The organism is Bacteroides sp. CACC 737, from assembly GCF_013874375.1.
Classification (GTDB): domain Bacteria; phylum Bacteroidota; class Bacteroidia; order Bacteroidales; family Bacteroidaceae; genus Bacteroides; species Bacteroides uniformis.
In genome coordinates, this window is the sequence record NZ_CP059408.1 from 3,219,766 (window position 1) to 3,242,586 (window position 22,821).

Below are 22,821 nucleotides of genomic sequence, written 5' to 3' on the forward strand. Positions count from 1 at the left end.
AAAGTCATGAATATAACAGCTATACATCAGATATTCCTAACATGTACCAGTGTCACTACTGACAGCCGTAACTGCCCCCAAGGTTCTTTATTCATTGCACTGAAAGGCGAGTCGTTCAACGGAAATGCCTTTGCCGCCCGGGCGCTGGAAAGCGGAAGTGCTTATGCCATAGTAGATGAAGAAGCCTATGCCCCCGCAGGCGATACACGATACATCGTGGTGGAAAACAGCTTGAAAACCTTGCAACAACTTGCCAATTACCACCGTCGGCAGATGCGTACACCCATCATCGGCATTACGGGTACAAACGGAAAGACCACTACCAAGGAACTGATGTCCACCGTACTTTCGCAAACTCACAACGTGCTCTATACCTTGGGAAATTTGAACAATCACATCGGTGTTCCCCTCACCTTACTCCGCCTGCGCCCTGAACACGAACTTGCCGTAGTGGAAATGGGCGCCAGCCACCCGGGAGACATCAAGGAGCTGGTAGAGATAGCCGAACCTGACTACGGAATCATTACCAACGTAGGAAAAGCCCATCTGGAGGGATTCGGCTCTTTTGAAGGAGTCATCAAGACCAAAGGAGAGATGTACGACTATCTGCGGACGCGGAAAGAAGCTACCATCTTCATCCATAACGACAACCCCTACTTGAAAAAGATAGCCTACGGACTCCACCAGATTGCCTACGGCAGCGAGGACGAGCTGTACATCAACGGACACGTCACCGGCAATTCTCCTTACCTCACCTTCGAGTGGAAAACGGGAAACGAAAGCAAATATCACGAAGTACAAACCCAACTTATCGGTGAATATAACTTCCCCAATGCTCTGGCAGCTGTCACCATCGGACATTTTTTTGGTGTGGAACCGGAGCAAATAGATAAAGCACTGGCCGGATATACCCCACAAAACAACCGTTCACAACTGAAAAAAACAGCGGACAACACACTGATTATCGATGCCTATAATGCCAATCCCACAAGCATGATGGCTTCCATCAGTAACTTCCGGAACATGCAGGCCAAAAACAAAATGCTGATATTGGGAGATATGCGGGAATTGGGTAAAGACAGTGCCGACGAGCACCAGAAGATTGCAGACTATCTGGAAGAATGCGGATTCAAGGACGTAGCTCTTGTTGGGAAATTGTTTGCCGCCACACGCCACTCTTATCAGAGTTATCCCGATGTAACCGCACTCATCGCAGAGCTGCAAAGAGAGAAACCTTGTGGGAAAACAATTCTGATAAAAGGGTCGAACGGCATCAAGCTAAGTTCCGTAGTTGAATACTTATAATCCTATTTCATCCTTGGCCTTAAAATGAAATAGCCGACCATTGATGCAAGCACCGCTCCCGTGGTATTGGCCGCAAAATCCAGCCAGTCTCCGCCGCGGTATGTCGTGCAGTATTCTTGCAGCAACTCCACCATTCCGCTGAACAAAACGGGACAGACAAACGCCCCTGCCCATGCATGCCATAAAGGGGCGTTGTCTCTCCGGTGAGCGCGAAGAAACTCCAGCCACAGCATTCCCGACATGCCGAAATACATACAGATATGCACCACCTTGTCTATATTGGGAATCTTGCTTATTTCTGTAGAAGGCGGTTTAAAGAATGAAAGATAAATCACCGTCAGAATAATAAAAAGCGACACCGGATATTTCTTAATATAATATAGCATATACCAAATAATCAACGAACTGTGCGCAAAAGTACAGAACATTTTCTATATTTGCATGTTTTAGGTGGTATTAATAACGAATTGAAAGAAAAATCTACGTTTTATGACAAAAAGTGACAGAGCCAACTTCGGAAGCAAATTAGGTGTCATACTTGCCTCGGCAGGCTCCGCAGTCGGTTTAGGTAACATCTGGCGTTTCCCGTTTGAGACCGGGAATCACGGAGGTGCAGCATTTATCCTTGTATACCTGGTTTGCGTGCTCATTCTCGGCATCCCCATCATGATTGCAGAATTCCTCATCGGCAGGCGCTCGCGTGCCAATACAGCAAGGGCTTATCAAAAATTAGCACCCGGCACGCATTGGCGCTGGGTAGGACGTATGGGCGTACTGGCCGGATTCCTTATTCTGGGATATTACTCCGTTGTGGCAGGATGGACGCTTGAGTTTATCGGGGAAGCAGCCACAAACAGTTTTGCCGGGAAATCGGCAGCCGATTTCATCGCATCCTTCAACAGCTTTGTCAGCAACCCCTGGCGTCCGGTCATCTGGCTGGTGCTGTTCCTGCTGGCCACCCATCTCATTATTGTCAAAGGAGTGGAAAAAGGTATTGAAAAATCAGCCAAAATCATGATGCCGATGCTGTTTGTCCTATTGATAATCCTTGCCATCTGCTCTATATCTCTGCCCGGAGCAGGAGCAGGTATTGAATTCCTGCTGAAACCGGACTTCAGCAAAGTGGACGGCAATGTGTTCCTTGGAGCTATGGGCCAGGCATTCTTCTCCTTGAGCTTGGGGATGGGATGTCTCTGTACATATGCCTCCTATTTCCGCAATGATACGAACCTGCCCAAAACGGCACTCAACGTGGCCGCCATCGACACTATGGTAGCTATTTTGGCAGGATTCATCATTTTCCCTGCCGCCTTCTCTGTGGGTATCAAACCGGATGCGGGTCCCAGCCTGCTATTCATCACCCTACCGAATGTCTTTCAGCAAGCGTTCGGCAATATTCCCTGGCTGGCGATACTGCTGTCTCTGATGTTCTATATCCTACTGGCATTGGCAGCACTTACTTCCACCATTTCCCTGCACGAAGTGGTAACCGCCTATCTGCATGAAGAGTTCAAGTTCTCACGCAGCAAAGCAGCCAGATATGTGACAGCAGGTTGTATTTTCTTAGGAGTATTCTGCTCACTGTCTCTCGGTATCGGCAAGAGCTATACCGTATTCGGGTTAAACCTATTCGATTTGTTCGATTTTGTAACGGCCAAGCTAATGTTACCGTTAGGCGGTTTGTTCATTTCCATCTTCATAGGCTGGTATCTGGACAAGAAAATCGTATGGGAAGAAGTCAGCAACAACGGCACTCTGAAAGTATCCGTCTACAAGCTATTGATATTCATCCTGAAATACATTGCTCCTATAGGAATTGCACTGATTTTTATCAATGAACTGGGTTTTCTGAAATAGGCCATCATGCAGAACCCCTTCAAAGAATTCCTTTATTTCTCCCGGGGAGAAAGGCGCGGAATACTGGTTTTGATTATCGGCATCATTCTCGTCTTTCTCTCCGGGTATATTTATATATACCAAAGAGAACACCGCCCTCTCTCCGATGAAGCAATCCGGCGGCAGGCCACTGCCATGGCAGAATACGAATCGTTCATCGCATCCATACAAGAAAAGGAACAAAAATGGGACAACAGACTTAATTCTTCCTCTCCAAAACAACCGACAACCGTCTCCCTGGTCCGTTTCAATCCCAATACTGCCGACTCCGTTACTTTTTGCCGACTGGGACTGCCCGGATGGATGGCGCGGAACATACTCCGCTACCGTAGTAAAGGAGGGAAGTTCCATAAGGCAGAAAATTTCCGGAAAATATATGGAATGACAGAAAAACAATATCAGACACTCCTGCCCTATATCCACATCACTCCGGAAGACACAGAGACAAGAACCGTCCAGTTGTACAACTCTCCTTCGAGTAATAATAGCGCTGCTACTTCCCGAATTGCACCGGAAAAATATCCGGCTGGAATCCTTGTCGACCTGAACCGCGCCGACACCACAGAGCTGAAGAAAATACCAGGCATCGGTAGCGGCATTGCCCGTCTAATCATCGGTTACCGGCAACGCTTGGGAGGGTTCTACGACATCACGCAACTACAAGAAATCCATTTGGACACCAGCCAATTGCAGTCTTGGTTTTCCATCGACACCCGAGCCATCCGCCTCATCAACCTGAACCATAGTAGCATAGAGAGGCTGCGCAACCATCCTTACATCAACTTCTACCAGGCAAAGGCCTTTGTAGAATACCGAAAGAAGAAAGGCGACCTTCATAGCCTGAAACCTTTTGCACTTTACGAGGAATTCTCCGATACCGACTTAGAGAGAATCAGCCACTACATCTGCTTTGAATAACATGCCACTCTCTCAACGAGGCAAACCACCATATCGAACTTGGAAAAACCGCACTGACAGGCTCAGACCATTTTATTGATTTCCCCGTCTATCAGATGTATCGTCCGGTCGGTGAGCTGCGCCAGTCCTTCATCATGGGTTACGATAACAAACGTTTGTCCGAAACGGTTACGTAAATCAAAAAAGAGCTGGTGCAGTTCTTCCTTATTATGGGTATCCAAACTGCCGGAAGGTTCATCTGCCAGCACCACTGCCGGATGATTAATGAGAGCACGGGCCACCGCCACACGCTGCTTCTCACCTCCCGACAACTCATTCGGTTTGTGGGAGGCCCGTTCGGCAAGCCTCATGAATTCAAGAATTTCCGTAGCTGCTTCCTTGGCTTCCTGCTGTCCTTTTCCGGCAATAAAGGCCGGTATCATTACATTCTCCAAAGCCGTAAACTCCGGCAGAAGTTGGTGGAACTGGAACACAAAGCCGATATGCCGGTTGCGGAATGCGGAAAGTTCCCTCTCCCTCATACGGTTGACTTGTGTACCGTCAATAACCACTGAACCGTCATCCGGCATGTCCAACGTACCCATGATTTGCAGCAAGGTAGTTTTACCCGCTCCACTAGGGCCTACAATGCTGACAATCTCCCCTTTCTCTATCTCCAGGTCAATACCCCGTAACACTTGCAGGTTACCGAAACTCTTGGTTATATTCTCTAAATGAATCACTAGGCTATTTACAATTTGACAATTTACTATTTACTATTTGATAGTTTTCTTTCAAGTGCTATTACTATAGTCTTTTAATTACATATTCGGCCAAATAGCAGCCAAAAACTGCAGGCATGTAGCTCACTGTTCCACAGGTGGACTTCTTGTTCATCTCGTCGTCCGTCAGCAAAACGGCATTCGGGTCAGCCTGTTCAGTGCTAAAAACAACTGGAAGTTTCCGCTTTATGCCCATTTTTTGCAGACGCTTACGCACAGCCTTGCTCAATCCACAATGATAGGTATCCCATATATCGGCAAAGCGCACTTGCGAAATGTCACTCTTTGCTCCCGCCCCCATGCTGGACACAATCTTGATATGCCGCCTCATGGTTTCCACTATCAAGTGACATTTTGGAGCAAGCGTATCAATGGCATCCACCACAAAGTCATAAGCCGCAGCATCCAGCAGTTCCGGTATGTTCTCATCTTTCAGGAATACGGGCAACACTCTCAATTCCAGAGCCGGATTAATGTCCCTAAAACGTGATGCCAATATCTCCGCCTTCTTCTGCCCCAGGGTAGAATGCAGAGCCGGCAACTGACGGTTTATGTTCGTTGGCTGCACGGTATCGGCATCGACAATCGTCATCCGCCCCACTCCGGCACGGCATAGCATCTCGGCCGCATAAGCACCTACACCACCCAGTCCTACGACAAGTACATGCGCCTTGCATAGCCGTTCCATCTTTTCATCTCCCAGCAGGAGTTGTGTTCGCTGTTTCCAATCTTCCATTTTAGCTTTTCTTAAACCACTTATAGAACCATTTGCCTACCTTCTCGTAATGCTGCGACTCATTGTTGCCACGCGGATTTGAGAAGGATACCGCATCCTGCGGTTCACCCAGTTGGTCTGGATACAACACAATCAGACTATTGTTTGCAAAATATTTACTGATTTGTGCCGGCAACTTCTCGAAGGAGCTGTCATAGGAGATGGAGCCCCGACGAGCGCTGATAATCACTAACAGATGGTCAAAGTTCACTTGTCCGGTCAATATCAGTAAATCCCCCCAATCGTCCAGGCGAGAAAAGTCAGTCAATGTCTGTCCATATTTGGCTTTCACCAGCCCTTGAAGATGGGCGGTAGTCTCTTCATTGGCATAAAAATGCACCCGGCAACCCAAAGTACTCCCCAACCGACAGAAATGTTCCACCCACTTCAGGAATCCCGCCTCATACTCGGCTTTCGGAGGTACCGCCACAATCACCCGCCTGATTGTGTTAATAGGCATCAAGAATTTGGAAACCATCACCTCGCGATGCAAGCCTTTCAGCAGATTCTCCGTCAGCATACCGAAGAATGAATCCACAATATTGACCTTACGGTGCAGACCTATAATGACATCCGTTGCCGCATATTCTTTTGCCGTATGGATAATGCCCGAAGCGATATTCAAGTCGTAACGTGTGATTTGCCTCAACGGCACATCTGCCGAGGCCGTTATCATAGCAGCCTTTTCCAGATAGCGTTTCCCACGCAATTCGGCACTTTCAGAACTGCTATCGTCGTTGATGACATTCAGTGCCAACAGATTATCCCGTTGCTTCGGGTCGCGTATCACCAAAGAAAGATTTATCAGGTCTTCAATCGTATCGGGGTTGGCTATCGGAATCAATATCTTCTCCGCTTCCACGGAGCGGTTTTCTTCCAGATGCGCCTCCTCCATGGCAATCTTCCGTGCGGCACGTTCCGTAATGAACGAACTCACAACGCAAGTTACAAGAATCAGCAGGACGGTACCATTCAAAACATCATCGTTCAGCAAGCGTTCCCCATTGGGCAGAATGATGTTGTACCCCACCAACACAGCCGCCAGCGTTGCCGCTGCTTGTGCATTGCTCAATCCGTACATCAGCTCCCGTTCAATCCCTCCCATTTTATATATTTTCTGCGTCAGCCAGCAGGCAATCCATTTACCTGCCAATGCCACCACAATCATTACAGCCGCTACTTTCAGAGCATCGCCATGACCGAAAATCACATGCACATCAATCAACATACCCACACCTATCAGGAAATAGGGAATAAACAAGGCGTTGCCCACAAACTCCAGATGGTTCATCAACGGAGAGACATGCGGAATCAGCCGGTTCAAAACCAAACCTGCAAGGAAAGCACCCAGGATACCTTCCATCCCCACAAACTCCATCAATCCGGCTCCGAGGAAAACCATGGCAAGCACAAATATGAACTGCATCACGTTGTCATCGTACCTCCGGAAGAACCAACGGCCTATGCGTGGAAACAGATATACAATCAAAATACCCAGGAAGATAACCTTTATGACAAGCCATACCCAGAAGAAGCCGTCCGACTCCCCCTTGAACATACCACCCACAACGGCCAGAACCAGCAAAGTGAGTGTATCCGTAACCGCCGTCCCCCCCACTGCAATACTCACACTGCGATGCCGCGACACACCGTAACGAATCACGATGGGATAGGCCACCAGCGTATGCGACGCATACATACTTGCCAGTAGGACAGAGGTCAGTACCCCATACTTCAACAAAGCTATATTCGTTACCAAGCCTATGCCTATGGGCACAATAAAAGCCAAGAGTCCCAGTACAAGCGCTTTGCCCCGGTTCTGTTTGAAGTCCCCCATATTCATTTCCAGACCGGCAAGGAACATGATGTAATACAAGCCTACTTTGCCGAAAAGCTCAAAACTACTGTCACGCACCAAGATATTGAAACCATGCTCCCCAATGACAAGCCCCGCCAGTATCATTCCGATAATGTGCGGAATACGAAGCTTATTCAACAATATGGGAGCAAACAATATAATGAGGAGTACAAGGAGGAATATCCATGTAGGGTCGGTGATGGGAAGTTTCAAGCTGAAGTCAAACCAATCCATAGGCTATAAGTTTTAGGTTTTGAATGCAAAATAACGAAAAACTTTTCACTTTATGCAGTGCTATACAGCATTTTGTTATAAATTTGCGACCGATTCTATCTTTTTAGAGATAGTATTTCACTTTTTTATAAACTTAATTTAAAACAAAAGAAAAATGAAAGTAGCTATTGTTGGAGCAAGCGGAGCCGTGGGACAAGAGTTCCTGCGAGTGCTCGATGAAAGAAATTTCCCGTTGGACGAGTTAGTATTGTTCGGTTCTAAACGCAGTGCCGGAACCAAATATACCTTCCGCGGTAAACAGATCGAGGTGAAACTCTTGCAACACAATGATGACTTTAAAGGGGTTGATATCGCTTTCACTTCCGCAGGCGCAGGCACCTCCAAAGAATTTGCCGAAACCATTACCAAGTACGGAGCAGTGATGATTGACAATTCCAGCGCTTACCGTATGGACGACAATGTACCTTTGGTAGTGCCCGAAGTGAATGCCGCCGACGCCAAAGAACGTCCTCTCGGCATCATCGCCAACCCCAACTGTACTACTATCCAAATGGTAGTGGCACTGAAAGCCATCGAACAGCTTTCCCATATAAAGACCGTACACGTTTCTACCTATCAGGCTGCTAGTGGTGCCGGCGCTGCTGCCATGGACGAGTTGTACGAGCAATACCGCCAGGTATTGGCAGGCGAACCCGTAACCGTTGAGAAATTCGCTTACCAACTGGCATTCAACCTCATTCCGCAAATCGACGTATTCACCGAAAACGGCTATACCAAAGAGGAAATGAAGATGTACAACGAGACACGCAAGATTATGCACTCTGACGTAAAAGTCAGTGCTACTTGTGTACGTGTTCCTGCCCTCCGTTCCCACTCCGAAAGCATCTGGGTAGAGACAGAGCGTCCCATCTCCACTGAAGAAGCTCGCGAAGCATTTGCCAAAGGCGACGGCTTGGTTCTGATGGACAACCCGGCAGAAAAAGAATATCCCATGCCGTTGTTCCTCGCCGGCAAAGACCCGGTTTACGTTGGTCGTATCCGTAAGGACCTCAGCAATGAGAACGGATTGACATTCTGGATTGTAGGTGACCAAATCAAAAAAGGGGCTGCACTGAATGCGGTGCAGATTGCAGAATACCTGATTAAGGAAAAGGCACTGTAAGAGAACAATGAATAAAAAATAAGGGATGTCCTCGTTTTGTGAGGACATCCCTTATTTTTATAATCTACTTTATAATATTACCAACCTGGGTTCTGAGTCAACGCCTGACCTTTATTCTCATAAATAGTCAACTGTGCAGCCGGTATGGCACGCAAATAGTAGCGTTCCGAATTCAATTCACCAGCCTTGAATATGCGAAGTTCCTTTTCACGAAGATAATAAATATACCCTTTTTCAGTATCCTCATTACCCGGATTCTCTGGGTCGAACAGATAGAGCACTCTCTTGCCGGAATCATCTTTTGAAGATATTTCCGGATAATCGGCCATATTGACATAAGCACCCAGGAAAGACATGGTAGGATAACCATTTGCATCTTCTGAGTTTAAGTATTCAAACTTGGCCCAACGACGGAGGTCTTCACCACGACGGCCTTCCATAATCAACTCAATACGACGCTCACGACGGATTTCCCACAAAACCGGATTGACATCAGGGTCACGGGCAGGGTCATTGATAACAACCCCATTCACACTCAAGTTGCCGCCATTCAGTTGAACTTTCGGCATTGTCTTGGCTTCAGTATCTCCCCACTTCGTCAACTGACGGTCACGGAGTTCATTGATAGACTTGTCAAGGTCACTCTGCGAGAAAATGTTACCCCCCACTTGAGCAATCTCATAACGTGCTTCTACATAGTTCAGCAACACTTCCGCATAGCGGATACACGGCGCATCAGCCGGACTTAATCTACCGGTACAATAATCCAGACCAGCCACCCACCACTCGTCGTTCAAGAACTTTTTGGTAGGATATCCCGTTGGTGATGTACCTTCGGTATAATTTGTACCCATGGCGCTCATGATACGGAGGCTATCGGCAATAGTTTGATACAAACGCGGGTCACGGTCTTGAAATGACTTCTGAATACTCGGATCTTCCTTACCTTGATACAGCGGAGACTGACCTATCGGCAAACCGTCACTGCAAAGATAAGTGTTGATTACATCTTGCGTAACACCACCTTGAGTCTGATCTTCCGGGCCATTGTAGGACATCAAAGCATTACACTGCAAACCGCTTGTATATTCACGATACCAGATGACTTCCGGATTGTTAGCCAAATCGTCCGTAGTAAACAAAGCATTATAGGTATTGCCTATTGAATAGATACCAGAGTTCATCACGACCTCTGCACCATTAATGGCTCCTTGCAGCAAGTTCTTAATATCACCATCCGCCACCTTCTCTGAAGTAGGACCTACAGTAGTACCGTGATACTTCAGCCATGTGGCATGATACAGCATTTCGCGTGACATATACGCACCAACCACATATTTGTTGACTTGGCGCTTCGTATCATCCGTACGTACATTATCCAATGCATATTGAAAATCCTCTTGTATCTTCTGCGCTACATACAAATAAGAATCACGGTCTTTATAAAGAGTCGGGTCTGCCGGGTCTGTCACCTTATCGTAGTAAGGAACACCGCCATAATACTTTGCCAGCGTACTATAGGCCATTGCACGGAAATAGCGTGCAATACCTTCCCAGTGTCTCTTGGCTTCGTCCGAAATATTCATTCCGGGAATCTTCTCAAGCATGACATTGGCTTTATAAATAACACTATAATTATCCGACCAAGTTCCGGTCCGGCTATTCCAGTCCGTAGTGGCAGAAGTGGAGAAATAAATATATCCTGAACCGTTTGTATTTGCATTATTCAGATTGATAAAATCATCCGTATAATCATCTCCAGAGAAATAACCGGCAAAAACTGTATAGTCGGTACCATATCCTGTAAAGTAGGAAGAATAGAAGTCTTGCGCATAAGTACGCAAAGAAGTTTCAGTCTGCCAATAAGTGTCATTGGTCTGCTTGTCCTGCGGGTCTTTATCCAAAAAATCGTCGCAACCGCAGAGCGAGCTCATTGCCAACGCACAAACGATGTATAATAAATTTTTCTTTTTCATAACTGCAATTACTATTAGATTATAAACTAAGCTGAATACCGAACGACACTGTCTTCTGATATGGATAGCTACGACCAAAGTTACGCTGGTCACTCTTACCATTGGCCGTACGTATTCCTATTTCAGGATCGATAGCAGGTTTCACACCATCAATGGTGAAAAGGTTTTCACCTGTAAAATAAACACGCAAACCTTGCACCTTGAATTTACTCAACCAAACCTTAGGAAGAGAATATCCCACAGTAAATGTCTTCAGACGCAGATAAGCCATATTCAGCAAATAGCGATCATTCACGCTATAGTTACCCGAAGCAGACTGCTGGTAATCCATCGGACGGGGATAGAAAGCATCTGTGTTTTCGGGAGTCCAATAATCCTCAGCACCTTTGTAGAAGGGTTCACCGGTAGTAAAGCCTGGCAATACCTGGTTACCTGCCGCCCAAAGTTTTCTCTTGGCTACCCCCTGGAAGAACATGCTTATATCAAAGCCTTTCCAAGCAGCATCCAAATTCAAACCAAACTGTAAACGCGGCAGGGCGTTACCTATAACACTAAGGTCACCCTTGTCATTTGTATTGGTCTGTTTTACGATTTCACCGTTGTTGTCGAGGTCTTTATAAAGCACATCACCGGGAGCAAATTGATAACCGGCAGGGAATACTTTAGTCTGGTCGGGCAAACCGGCTTTCAAAGAACCGTCAGCATTAAAGTCATCTTCCGTCAAGAAACGGTCGAACTGCAAGCCCCAGATATCTCCCAAAACCATACCTTCTTTATAAGCACTCTTATCCCACCATCCGGTAGCTCCATAAGAAGGAATCTTTGTATTATACGTCCACTTGGTTACTTCAGTCTTGTCATCGGCAACAGAAGCCGTCACGCCAAAGTGCAGACCATTCTTGAAGGTATGGCGATAGTCAATGGCAAGCTCCCATCCTTTGGTCTGGATAGTACCCATATTTTCATATGGAGCGGCAGCACCCAATGTGGCAGGCAGGTTAGCAGTAGTCAAAATATCACTGGTAGTACGGTTATACCAATCAAACGTTACTCCCAAAGCATCATTGAAGAAACGGGCATCCAAGCCAAGGTCAAGTGTAGTAACTTTCTCCCAAGTAAGGGTTGAAGACACAATAGTCGGTTTTTGCGTTGACTGTACTTTCTTTCCATCGATAATCCAACTGTCAACAGAAGTGGACAGAGTGGAGATATAACGGTCGGTACCTACATCCTGATTACCAATCATACCCCAAGAACCACGAACCTTCAAAGTACTCAAATAAGGTTTCAACGACTGCATGAACGGTTCTTCAGAAATACGGTAACCGGCAGACATAGAGGGGAAGAAACCGAAGCGGTTGCCCGAAGGGAAACGGGAGGAACCATCATAACGGCCGTTCAACTCCAACATATATCGGTCTTTGTAAGAGTAATTAAGACGTCCGAAGAAGCCTGCTACAGACCACCATGTATGCGAGGAGCTTGTAGTCTGGTCACCTGTAGCCAGATTCAATTCCGGTTTTGCAGGGTCGAGCAGACCTTTGCGTTGTGCCCAGTAATATTCATATTCGCTCTTTTCAAGGCTGGAACCTGCCATCGCCTTAAAATCATGATCTCCCCAGCGTTTGGCATAAGTTGCCACGAAGTTAGCTGTCAGATTCTCCGTGCGTCCGGTTTCCTGATATACATAATCATAAGTAGCAGCAGATAGATAACTGCCATAAGAATCACGTAATGCCTCAACAGACGGACGGGCAGTGAAGATTTCATAACCACTGGTCAAGCTCGGCGTACCATACTCCTTATAGCGATTTTCCACTGTACTGTAAGCAACATCAATATCAATTGTCAAATCTTTAATAGGTTTGATTGTTGCACCACCCGCCAAACGGAGATATTCACGTTCTTTGGTTGTAGTAGGAGCACTCTTCAACTCTGTCAAAGCATTGCGGAATTCCTTACCCTCAAAAGTACCGTAAGGCATCATCGGCTGCCAACGATATAGATAGTACATTGGATCATACAAATCACTCCCATAATTAAACGGCTTGTCATAATCAGAACGGGTAAACATGACACCTGTACGGACAGATACATATTTGTTCAATTCAGAGTTCAAAGAGATATTAGCATTATAACGTGTATAATCATCCGAATTGATTTTCATCATACCATCCTGGCTCAGATAACCCAAAGCGATATTGTAATTAGTCTTTCCGTTGCCACCGTTGATAGAAAGGCTATGGTTCTGCTGCGGAGCCCAGTCCTTGATGTATTCATCATACCAGTCCCAAGTGCGGATAAAGAACATACCGCCATCGCGGAACTCAAAGTCACGACCCAATTCCATCTCACGGCCAAACTGGTCACCATAACCATATTTATCCCAGTAATCCTTCATTTTCTGCACATGTGTAGCATCCACACGCATATTACCCACTACGTTATAAAATGCGGCAGATCCCTTAGTCTGATTGATTACACCCTGCAAGTTTATATCAGCCTGCTGCCATCCCGGAAGTTGTTCGGGTGTCTTGGTCGGCGTACGCCATGCGAAGTTATTGGTATATTTTACAGAAAGACGTTCATGTTTACTTCTTGATTTTGTGGTAATCAGCAATACGCCAAATGCACCACGAGCACCGTAAATAGAAGCAGAAGCGGCGTCTTTCAATACAGAAATACTTTCAATATCGTCCGGATTCACCATAGAAATATCCGTTACTTCCACATTATCTACAAGAATCAAAGGTTTGGAATCACCGTTTGGAGAACCGATACTACCACGAATCTTGATAGTAGGCGCACCACCTATCTCACCGGAGTTGGTAGTGATGGTCAATCCCGGCACAGCCCCCTGCAAGGCACGACCTATATCCGTGATAGGACGGCTATCGATTGTTTTGTTCACGTCCACGGAAGCCACCGCACCAGTCAGGTTCACTTTTTTCTGTGCACCATAACCTACTACGACAACTTCATCCAACAATTCCGTATCATCTTTCAAAACAACCTTCATTACCGAAGTTGCCTTAACTTCTTGAGTAGTATATCCCACAAATGATACTTGCAGAATAGCACCGGGCTTTACATTTAATTTGGAAACTCCATCCAAATCCGTAATGCCACCATTGGTCGTACCTTTCTCAATGACATTGGCACCAATAATAGGTTCACCTTTTGTATCTACAACTGTGACAGTTACAGAGATAGATTGCATCTGTTCTTGTACTCCTTGTGAGTCGTTGGATGCTGTTTGGGCAGCCATCACGTTGCCACTGCCTAAAAACAGAGCACAGATTGCCACCGCCGTAAAGAACTTACCATTGGCAAGTCCTCGTTTTTTGCGATCTTCATTCATAAGTGATTGATGATTTTGTTAATTAAACCAGTTTTTCAAAATTAGGGTAAGGGAATCATATAGTTCGGATTAGTCAGACTATTTCCGAAGGCTTCTTTAATTTCTCATAGGCGTTTTCTTTATTTAAAGGTTCACATTTTTATATTATCTCTCTTTTTTCTATTTATTTACCAAGTCCAGACGGAACTTAGTTATATATTATACAAGGTTAAAATCTTGTTAATTACTTAACTCTATTGGTTGTTTTAAGAGATAAAAAACTCGTTATTAACAAAGGTGAGAAATGATTCATTCATTTCGTCCTAACAAAGATACATTATTATTTAATATCAAGAACATTCCTTTGCATTTATTTAACTTTATATTTATACATTTGCAAAAAGGAGGTTATACACCTTATTATATAAAGAATTTAAGGTTCTTCTATATTTAAAGAATGGAATTCAATCAGGCCATTCATTGGTGTTTCTTCAATGATTTCCAGTTCGATGCCAAATTCACGGGCAACTTCCCGCAAAATGGTCGCGTAGCTGTAAGCCAATGAACCCACAAAACGAATAGGATAATTTTTGTAGTCATATTGGCAGACATTACGAGTAAAGAAATTTCTCAGATTACCGGTAATCAGCTCAAATACATAGTCATCATTGGTATAATCAGCCAAAAAATAAGATATAGTAGACAAAAAGCGATTGGGGAACGGGCGGTTATACACAGATTCCATAACCTCATTCGGACTTATACGGAACTTCTCAAAGAAATCCGCCGTTACATCTTTAGGAGCCAAACCTTTCAGTACATCAGACAAGAACATTTTGCCCAATACAGCACCACTACCCTCATCCCCCAGGATGTAACCTCCTGCCCGGACATTCTTTACAACGATTTTCCCATCATAAAAACATGAGTTTGAGCCGGTTCCCAAAATACAAGCAATGCCGGCCTCGCATTTGAACAAGCCACGTGCAGCTGCCAGCAAATCACTCTCTACCTGAATTGGAGTTTTGAATTGTGCTACCAATGAAGCTCCCAATACATTTTTCTTTTCATAAGAAGTACATCCGGCACCATAATAATAGACTTGTTCCAATTTCCTTTTGAAAAAATGCTCGGGTAATCCTAACCGCACACTTCGGCTAATCTCTCTTCTCGTTTGAAAGAAAGGATTTAAGCCCTCTGTGAAGGCTCGCTGTATCAGACGATTATCTTCAACCAGCGCCCATTCTGTTCTCGTAGAACCACTTTCTGCAATTAGTTTCATAGGTAGTTAGTTTTAGAATTGAATACAAATATATAGCTTTTTTTAATCTTTCCAAGGCTATTTCAAGAAAAAATCATTTTACTGGCCATACATCTCCCTTTTGCTCATATCCTCAATCATCCAACAAAGTATTCCCACTTTTCCAACGCAACCGCGTTTTAGTCAAAACAAGACGATAACAGACTAACAATAAGATACTATCTGACTGAATTCCAAGTTCCGTCTGAACTTAGCAAACAAATAGGAAAACAAGAGATAATATAAAGTTATGAACCTTTAAAAAGAGAAAATGCCTATGGAAGAAGAAACAATCCTGCAAGTTGAATAGTCTCACTATTCGGCCCTTATTACCCTTACCCTAAATTTAAGAAGTATTTAATTAACAACAAATCATCAATCATTTATGAATGAAGATCACAAAAAACGAGGACTAACACATAGCAAACTCCTCACAGCAGTGGCAATCAGCTCACTGTTATTAAGTAGCGGCAACGTGATGGCTGCACAAGCCAATCCTGATAAATCGCTTGGTGTAACAGAACAATTACAAGCTATCACCATCAGCGGTTTAGTTGTCGATGCAGCCGGCGAACCGATTATCGGTGCCAGCGTAGTAGAAAAAGGGACTACCAACGGCGGAATTACCGACTTAGACGGTAAGTTTACATTGACCATAACACCGGGAGCAACACTAAAAATATCATTTGTGGGCTATCAGACACAAGAAGTGAAGGCAGCCAAAACGATGAGAATAACTCTGAAAGAAGATACCGAGATGCTGGATGAAGTAGTAGTAGTAGGCTACGGTGTACAAAAGAAGGCTAACTTGACAGGAGCAGTTTCTACAGTGGACTTAAACAAGACAATGGCAGGTCGTCCACAACAAGATGTAGCCAAAGCATTGCAAGGGGCTGTTCCGGGACTAAGCATTCTCACCACAAGTGGTGCCATCGACGAGACAGCCTCCATGCGTATACGTGGTTTGGGGACATTGAGTAATGGAGAAGTCAGCAATCCACTCATTGTAGTGGACGGCGTTCCGATGGATGACATTTCTTTCCTCGATACGCAAGACATCGAAAATATTTCCGTACTGAAGGACGCTTCCGCTTCCTCCATTTATGGAACGCGCGCCGCTTTCGGTGTGATTCTAATCAATACCAAGAGCGCAAAGCCTAGCGAAAAGGTTACCATCAATTACAGCAACAATTTTGCATGGGATCAAGCTACTTACCTGCCGGACTATCCCGATGTACCCACACAATTAAAGATGGGTATCGAAGCCAGTATGAACGGTGGTGCCGGTATGCCTGAATTGTTCGGTATGTATTTCGACAAATTGTTACCTTACGCCGAAAAGTGGCAGCAACAGAACGGCGGCAAGACCGGCTACCGTCCTATGAACCTCTACCAAAGCGATAGTAACGTGGGTGACTATATCGTATTGGACGGCACTCCTTTTTATTATGCTGACTGGGATGTACAGGACATCTACTTCAACAAAGCTGCTCCTTCCATGAGCCACAATGTTTCTATACAAGGAACATCTGGTAAGACCAATTACTACCTATCTTTCGGCTACAACGAAAAGCAAGGACAGATGAAGATTCACCCGGACGAACTAAAAAAGTACAATGCCTCAGTCAATGTCACCACTAATGTTTACGACTGGCTACAGGTGGGTGCACGCATCAACTATAGTCGTAAGAACTATAAACGCCCGGACACATGGGCCAACACCTACCAATATTTGTGGCGTTGGGGTTCTTATTTCATTCCTTCGGGCACAATCGACGGCTATGACACACGCGTCATGGCCATGCAGAAGCAAGCTGCCGATCGTGAAGTGACAACAGACCTGACCCGTATGAACACCTTCTTGAAAGCTGAAATCGTTAAAGGACTGACCCTTAATGCAGACTTTACATATGCCATTCAGAATATGAACAGCGGTTCGCAGGACAACTCCGTTTACGGCATCAATTGGAGCGGGAAACCGGTACCCTCTTACATCGTCACTAAAGGCAATAGCGGTATCTGGAGAGACTTTTCCAAACAGAACACATGGACGGCCAACGCATACGTAAACTATACCAAAACATTTGCCAAAAAACACAACCTGAATGTAATGGCAGGTGTCAACGCAGAAGAAGAGGAATACAAATATCTGTATGGTACCCGCAATGTGATGTACGATCAAGAGGGATACCCCGAACTGAATATGGCTGGCAAGGATGGACAAGATTTGAGTTGGAATCATACATCCCGCGCTTCTGCCGGTTATTTCGGCCGTATCAATTATGACTACAAAGGCATTTATTTATTGGAACTGAACGGACGTTACGACGGTTCTTCCCGTTTCCCCCATACCGACCAGTGGGCCTTCTTCCCTTCTGCATCCATCGGCTACCGCTTCTCCGAAGAAGCCTACTTCGCCCCACTGAAACATATTGTCAGCAATGGTAAGTTGCGTGCTTCTTTTGGCGAAATCGGCAACGAGGCTGTGGGCGACTACATGTTCGAACAATTAATAAGCCAACGGTTGAACAATAAAAGTACCGGCTATATCTATTGGATTGAAAACAATAATGCCAACGCTAATCTCCTGACCATGTATAACATGCCGGATTTGGTATCAAGTACTTTGACCTGGGAGCGTATCCGCACCCTCAATATAGGTCTTGACCTGGGTCTCTTGAATGACGAACTGACTATAGGTTTCGACTGGTTCCAACGTGAGAATCGTGACATGCTGGCACCGGCACAAGTATTGCCGAACACTCTGGGTGCTTCTGCTCCTTATGAAAATGCCGGTACCTTACGTACACGTGGATGGGAGTTGAACTTGAACTGGCGCCATACCTTCGGCGACTTCGACGTATATGCCAACTTCAACATCGGTGACTCCAAGACTAAAGTAACAAAGTGGGACAATGATTCCAAACTGCTCAGCACCTATTACACCGGTAAAACCTACGGTGACATTTTCGGTTTTGAAACCGACCGTTACTTCGAGGAAAAAGACTTCACCAGCCAAAATGCAGACGGCTCATGGAATTATGCAAACGGCATTGCAAGCCAGGCAGGACTGGAATCCGGTAATTTCCATTACGGCCCGGGAGACGTCAAGTTCAAGGATTTGGACGGCAATGGCAAGATTGACGGTGGAAAAGGCACAGCAGACGACCACGGCGATTTGAAAGTCATCGGAAACTCTATGCCACGCTACGAATACAGCTTCCATTTAGGCGGAGCGTGGAAAGGTATCGACCTTGACCTCTACTTCCAAGGTGTAGGCAAACGTGAGGACTGGACGACTTCTTCCCTAAACCTTCCCGCCATGGTACATGCCGACGTAGCCATCTATTCCCACCAAACAAGCTATAACAAAGTGCTTTGGAATTCAGACTATACCGCCATTACCGGTTATGAGGTAAATCAAGGCAACCGTTATCCACGTCTTTATCGTGGTACAAATAATAGTGGAGGTACCGTATCCGGTATAGCTAACGGCTGCAACAACTACTATCCCCAATCCCGCTATTTGACAGACATGTCCTATCTTCGTCTGAAGAACGTAACTGTGGGATATACCCTTCCGAAAGAGTGGACACGCAAAGCCTACATTGAGAAAGCACGTATCTACTTCAGTGGCAGCAACCTCTTTCTGCTCCACAAAGGGAATGACCTTCCAGTCGACCCCGAAATCAGTACAGGCAATGGACTTACAGCCGGTGGATGGGGACGTATAGCTCCTATTACACGCACATTCTCATTTGGAGTCCAGGTAACATTATAACAACCTCAAAAACTTAAGAACAATGAAGAAATTATTTATATATGGGGTCACAGCGCTGGCGATGTTAACCGGTTGCAACGATTTGCTGGACAAATCCCCCTTGGATACCTTCACGAATACTCCGGCATACTGGAGCAACACCGATAATTTGGATAATCAGTGCAATACTTTTTATAACAACTTTACCGGCTTTGGCAACGGAGCCAGTGGAGGATGGTTCTACTTCAAAACAATAAGCGATGACCAGGTAGATGCAGAAAGCCATAACTGGACTTACACTAACGTGGTCGCATCTTCCACAAACTGGTCAGCCCCTTTCACAGAAATCCGACGCGCCAACTATATCATTGCCGGTGTACAGTCTTCCTCTCTTGATGAAGCAACAAAGGCCCACTATGAAGGTCTTGCACGCATGAACCGTGCGTGGGAATACTATCAGTTGGTCCGTATGTACGGCGATGTGCAATGGATAGACAAAGTTATCGACCCAGCCGACAGCGAAGCCCTCTACGGACCACGCACCGACCGGGATGAAGTGATGGACCATGTGCTGGCAGACATCAATTATGCGTGCGAACACATTACCGCAAACAGCAATCGGCAACGTTTCAGCACCGACATGGCATATGCCATGAAAGCAGACATCACCTTATATGAAGGTACATACTGCAAATATCGCACTCAAGCCGAGAATGGCAAAGCCGCTGATGAGAGCCGCGCCAACAAATACTTGCAAGAATGTGTATCAGCCTGCGAATATCTTATGGCCAAAAACTACTCTCTAAGTAACAGTTACAAAGCCAACTATAATTCTGTCAGCCTGGCAAGCAATCCGGAAATGATTTTCTACAAGCCTTATGCACAAAGTTCGCTAAGGCACTCCACCATTGACTACACAATCAACACAAGTGGTACGCACGGCATTTCAAAGGACGCATTCGACAGTTTCCTTTTCCTTGATGGAAAACCGTTGGCAACAACCTCGAAAAACAAGGACGATGCAGCCGTATTGGATGCAGACAAAAATTACTCTATAAGAGAGGTTTTGGCCGTACGCGACAAGCGCCTGTCCGAAATTCTTGACCCGGTACTTTCTTTCAGAGGCCACGCCTACAGCCGTGCCGGTGTAGCAGCCTTCACCACATCGACCGGTTATGGCATCGCCAAGTATGATAACCCCGAAGAATTGAGTGTAAGCGACCGAAACAACATCGGCTACCAATACACCGACTGCCCGCTCTATTGGATTTCAGTTATTTATCTGAACTTTGCAGAAGCCAAAGCCGAAATGGGTTCTCTCACACAAGACGATCTCAACAACTCCATAAACAAGCTTCAAGCTCGTGCCGGCCTGCCGGCTATGACAACTACTCCAGATGCCGATCCTGCCAATAATATGGGAGTAAGCAATCTGATTTGGGAGATACGCCGCTGTCGCCGTTGCGAACTGATTATGGATAACTGGTACCGATATTGGGATTTAATCCGTTGGCACCAGCTCGACAAATTGGATTCAACCAAGTACCCGAACACCATGTTGGGCGCCAACGTAAGCAATGTGCCTGACTGTGAAGAAGCGACCAAGAACGGATATATAGATGCCTCCGATGCACAAATCCGTACTTATGAAGCCAAACATTATTTCTACCCGATTCCAACTACACAGTTGACCCTAAATAAAAACATGAAGCAGAATCCGGGTTGGTAATCAACTAAAAACAGCATATCGCGCTGTACCTCGTTTGGATTTAATTAAAGCGTTCATACATTCCATGTATCTAAATACAAATGTATGGACGCTTTTGTTATTCCCTTTAAAAGGTGTATAGAAACACGAATAGCACCTTCTAAAAGGAACCATAAATCAATATCATATACTTTCCCTTCGTTCATAACATACTAACAAGAAACATATCATGAAAAAGAAGAACATATTTTTCGTACTACTAATCTGCTTCATCAATAGTAGTTGCAACAAAGAAGAACAAACAGACGAGTTACAAGATAAGGATTTCTATTCTGATGTCACAACACGTGCTTCCTACATAAGCGGTACTATTACGGGCGAAATGAACCCCTATGTTAGTGATGGTTACTACACTTATGATTTAAGTATTCCTATACAAAAACAATCTGTAGGTATAAGAATTTCAGCAGTCGGTGGAGAAGCACGATTCAAAACAAACTACCAAGAACGATTCGAGAGTACATGGGTAACCCAAATTCCAGCAGGAAAAAACCATTTTCCAATAAATGTATTATGGACTAAAGCAGGTAGTAATTCTACCCTGATGGTACGTCCTGAAAAAAGTACAATCGAACTTACCGCAGATCTAAGAAACATCAATGTCAAAATGAAACCTATGCCAATCAATGCCCCTTCAACATTTGAATTGGGAGATACGATAACACTTTGGTGCAATTATTCCATAAACAAAGATACGGGCATAAAGTGGACTTACGATAAAAATCTATTCGCTGAAGTCTCTCAAAGTGCATCTGTCACACAAAGTAGATTCCAAATAAATTTGAAATCAAAGCAAGCCTTCAAGAACAGCGATGTCGGAGTAGAAGTCCATGATTTCTACATAAATTCTATCGGAGCAAAAGAGTATTTCATGGCTCGGAAAAGCAATATCAGTTTTCCCAATATGGGTCCTCAAATAGATGGCTACAGAAATATTGAACAATATAAAGAATACATATATTCCATCAATGACAGCAAGGCACATACATTTTATTGGACCGGGAAGAATATTAAGATAGTAAGTGGTCAGAACAGCTCTACGGTAACAATCGTACCGACACAACCCGGTAACGCAAGTGTCAAAGTGAGCTACAAATATAAAAATCAAACCGATAATTTTACCAATGAGCTACCTTTGAGTGTATCTAAGACATCAATGCAACTGATTGGCCCTGACGTAATCTGTGACAACGGGACATTCAGTATCAAGAATTTTCCCACAAAAGCAACAGTGGATTGGATTGTTGGCAACGATTTATATTCGCAATTAAATCAGGCATCACCTGCTATCACCCTGAATAATTTAGGGACACCCGGAGGCAGTTCCATTTATACGACCTTAACCGCAATAGTACACACAAAGGAATACACTGTTCAGTTTTCCAAACCAATTACTTTCAATGTATCAGGAATACAAGAAAATGACCATGACATTATATATGGCTATCTGTCACAAAGCGGAGGTGAATGCGGATTGAATCCTATTCCTGAAGGTGCGCATGATTTTCATTGGAGTGTTGACTGCGATTGGGAGGTAGACATGCAAGGATATTATTTCACTACTTTCAGCAGTCGGAACAGTCATGAAATTGAACGAGTTTGCGTAACGGTTGATTTCATAAATGCATGTGGAACCAGAACATACATATATAACTATTTCGACATCGGCTCAACAAATTCAGGAACTTATTCCACACCTAAAAACAGCCTTTCTCCAAAATAGCCCCAGACAGCTTTCACGAAAAAGCCCCCATCCATTTGCTCGTTA

At 45.0% G+C, this 22,821-nt stretch carries 14 protein-coding genes; 7 read left to right on the top strand and 7 right to left on the bottom strand.

The genetic code is table 11. The features are described 5' to 3' along the window. Positions 1–6 precede the first annotated feature (6 nt). Complete coding sequence (gene murF, locus H1A11_RS13755; RefSeq protein WP_117600254.1) at positions 7–1,305, top strand: UDP-N-acetylmuramoyl-tripeptide--D-alanyl-D-alanine ligase; 1,299 nt, start codon at positions 7–9, stop codon at positions 1,303–1,305. Positions 1,306–1,307: 2 nt separating this feature from the next. Here the strand turns inward: murF and H1A11_RS13760 are convergent, their stop codons facing one another. Continuing rightward, on the bottom strand, positions 1,308–1,691 hold the full coding sequence (locus H1A11_RS13760) for a VanZ family protein (protein ID WP_005824913.1): 384 nt from the start codon (positions 1,689–1,691) through the stop codon (positions 1,308–1,310). A 103-nt stretch (positions 1,692–1,794) separates the two neighbouring features. Between H1A11_RS13760 and H1A11_RS13765 the strand changes: the two genes are divergently transcribed. Both H1A11_RS13765 and H1A11_RS13770 read left to right on the top strand, forming a co-directional pair. Further along, positions 1,795–3,162, top strand: coding sequence for a sodium-dependent transporter (locus H1A11_RS13765; protein WP_117600253.1), 1,368 nt, complete (start codon positions 1,795–1,797; stop codon positions 3,160–3,162). 6 nt (positions 3,163–3,168) lie between these two features. Further along, complete coding sequence (locus H1A11_RS13770; protein ID WP_117965602.1) at positions 3,169–4,119, top strand: helix-hairpin-helix domain-containing protein; 951 nt, start codon at positions 3,169–3,171, stop codon at positions 4,117–4,119. 62 nt (positions 4,120–4,181) lie between these two features. Here H1A11_RS13770 and H1A11_RS13775 read toward each other — a convergent pair whose 3' ends face one another. From H1A11_RS13775 to H1A11_RS13785, 3 genes are all read right to left on the bottom strand, one after another. Beyond that, complete coding sequence (locus tag H1A11_RS13775) at positions 4,182–4,841, bottom strand: ABC transporter ATP-binding protein (RefSeq protein WP_117600251.1); 660 nt, start codon at positions 4,839–4,841, stop codon at positions 4,182–4,184. 64 nt (positions 4,842–4,905) lie between these two features. Further along, positions 4,906–5,616: a ThiF family adenylyltransferase gene (locus H1A11_RS13780; protein ID WP_117600250.1), complete on the bottom strand. Its 711-nt coding sequence runs from the start codon at positions 5,614–5,616 to the stop codon at positions 4,906–4,908. Between the two features lies 1 nt (position 5,617). Next, positions 5,618–7,747, bottom strand: coding sequence for a cation:proton antiporter (locus H1A11_RS13785; RefSeq protein WP_117965605.1), 2,130 nt, complete (start codon positions 7,745–7,747; stop codon positions 5,618–5,620). Between the two features lie 154 nt (positions 7,748–7,901). Here H1A11_RS13785 and H1A11_RS13790 point away from each other — a divergent pair, with 154 nt between their 5' ends. Then, entirely contained in the window at positions 7,902–8,909 is a 1,008-nt protein-coding gene (locus H1A11_RS13790) for an aspartate-semialdehyde dehydrogenase (protein WP_117965608.1), read from the top strand. A gap of 77 nt (positions 8,910–8,986) precedes the next feature. Here the strand turns inward: H1A11_RS13790 and H1A11_RS13795 are convergent, their stop codons facing one another. The 3 genes from H1A11_RS13795 to H1A11_RS13805 form a co-directional block, all read right to left on the bottom strand. After that, entirely contained in the window at positions 8,987–10,885 is a 1,899-nt protein-coding gene (locus H1A11_RS13795; RefSeq protein ID WP_117965611.1) for a RagB/SusD family nutrient uptake outer membrane protein, read from the bottom strand. A 19-nt stretch (positions 10,886–10,904) separates the two neighbouring features. After that, entirely contained in the window at positions 10,905–14,246 is a 3,342-nt protein-coding gene (locus H1A11_RS13800) for a TonB-dependent receptor (RefSeq protein WP_117965614.1), read from the bottom strand. Between the two features lie 412 nt (positions 14,247–14,658). After that, entirely contained in the window at positions 14,659–15,507 is an 849-nt protein-coding gene (locus H1A11_RS13805; RefSeq protein WP_005824933.1) for a hypothetical protein, read from the bottom strand. Positions 15,508–15,910: 403 nt separating this feature from the next. On the opposite strand from H1A11_RS13805, the gene H1A11_RS13810 reads away from it, so the two are divergent. From H1A11_RS13810 to H1A11_RS13820, 3 genes are all read left to right on the top strand, one after another. After that, on the top strand, positions 15,911–19,306 hold the full coding sequence (locus H1A11_RS13810) for a TonB-dependent receptor (RefSeq protein ID WP_044468867.1): 3,396 nt from the start codon (positions 15,911–15,913) through the stop codon (positions 19,304–19,306). A 22-nt stretch (positions 19,307–19,328) separates the two neighbouring features. Continuing rightward, a complete protein-coding gene (locus H1A11_RS13815; RefSeq protein WP_008662805.1) occupies positions 19,329–21,014 on the top strand; it encodes a RagB/SusD family nutrient uptake outer membrane protein in 1,686 nt (561 codons plus the stop codon). A gap of 208 nt (positions 21,015–21,222) precedes the next feature. Next, positions 21,223–22,776, top strand: coding sequence for a hypothetical protein (locus H1A11_RS13820; RefSeq protein ID WP_005824945.1), 1,554 nt, complete (start codon positions 21,223–21,225; stop codon positions 22,774–22,776). Positions 22,777–22,821 lie beyond the last annotated feature (45 nt).

Excerpts from the sequence above, each read along its gene's own strand:
- H1A11_RS13790 (WP_117965608.1), top strand. The coding sequence starts at position 7,902 with ATGAAAGTAGCTATTGTTGGAGCAAGCGGAGCCGTGGGACAAGAGTTC.
- H1A11_RS13815 (WP_008662805.1), top strand. The coding sequence starts at position 19,329 with ATGAAGAAATTATTTATATATGGGGTCACAGCGCTGGCGATGTTAACC.
- H1A11_RS13785 (WP_117965605.1), bottom strand. The coding sequence starts at position 7,747 with ATGGATTGGTTTGACTTCAGCTTGAAACTTCCCATCACCGACCCTACA.
- H1A11_RS13765 (WP_117600253.1), top strand. The coding sequence starts at position 1,795 with ATGACAAAAAGTGACAGAGCCAACTTCGGAAGCAAATTAGGTGTCATA.
- H1A11_RS13795 (WP_117965611.1), bottom strand. The coding sequence starts at position 10,885 with ATGAAAAAGAAAAATTTATTATACATCGTTTGTGCGTTGGCAATGAGC.
- H1A11_RS13820 (WP_005824945.1), top strand. The coding sequence starts at position 21,223 with ATGAAAAAGAAGAACATATTTTTCGTACTACTAATCTGCTTCATCAAT.
- H1A11_RS13760 (WP_005824913.1), bottom strand. The coding sequence starts at position 1,691 with ATGCTATATTATATTAAGAAATATCCGGTGTCGCTTTTTATTATTCTG.
- H1A11_RS13780 (WP_117600250.1), bottom strand. The coding sequence starts at position 5,616 with ATGGAAGATTGGAAACAGCGAACACAACTCCTGCTGGGAGATGAAAAG.
- H1A11_RS13810 (WP_044468867.1), top strand. The coding sequence starts at position 15,911 with ATGAATGAAGATCACAAAAAACGAGGACTAACACATAGCAAACTCCTC.
- murF (WP_117600254.1), top strand. The coding sequence starts at position 7 with ATGAATATAACAGCTATACATCAGATATTCCTAACATGTACCAGTGTC.
- H1A11_RS13800 (WP_117965614.1), bottom strand. The coding sequence starts at position 14,246 with ATGAATGAAGATCGCAAAAAACGAGGACTTGCCAATGGTAAGTTCTTT.
- H1A11_RS13805 (WP_005824933.1), bottom strand. The coding sequence starts at position 15,507 with ATGAAACTAATTGCAGAAAGTGGTTCTACGAGAACAGAATGGGCGCTG.
- H1A11_RS13770 (WP_117965602.1), top strand. The coding sequence starts at position 3,169 with ATGCAGAACCCCTTCAAAGAATTCCTTTATTTCTCCCGGGGAGAAAGG.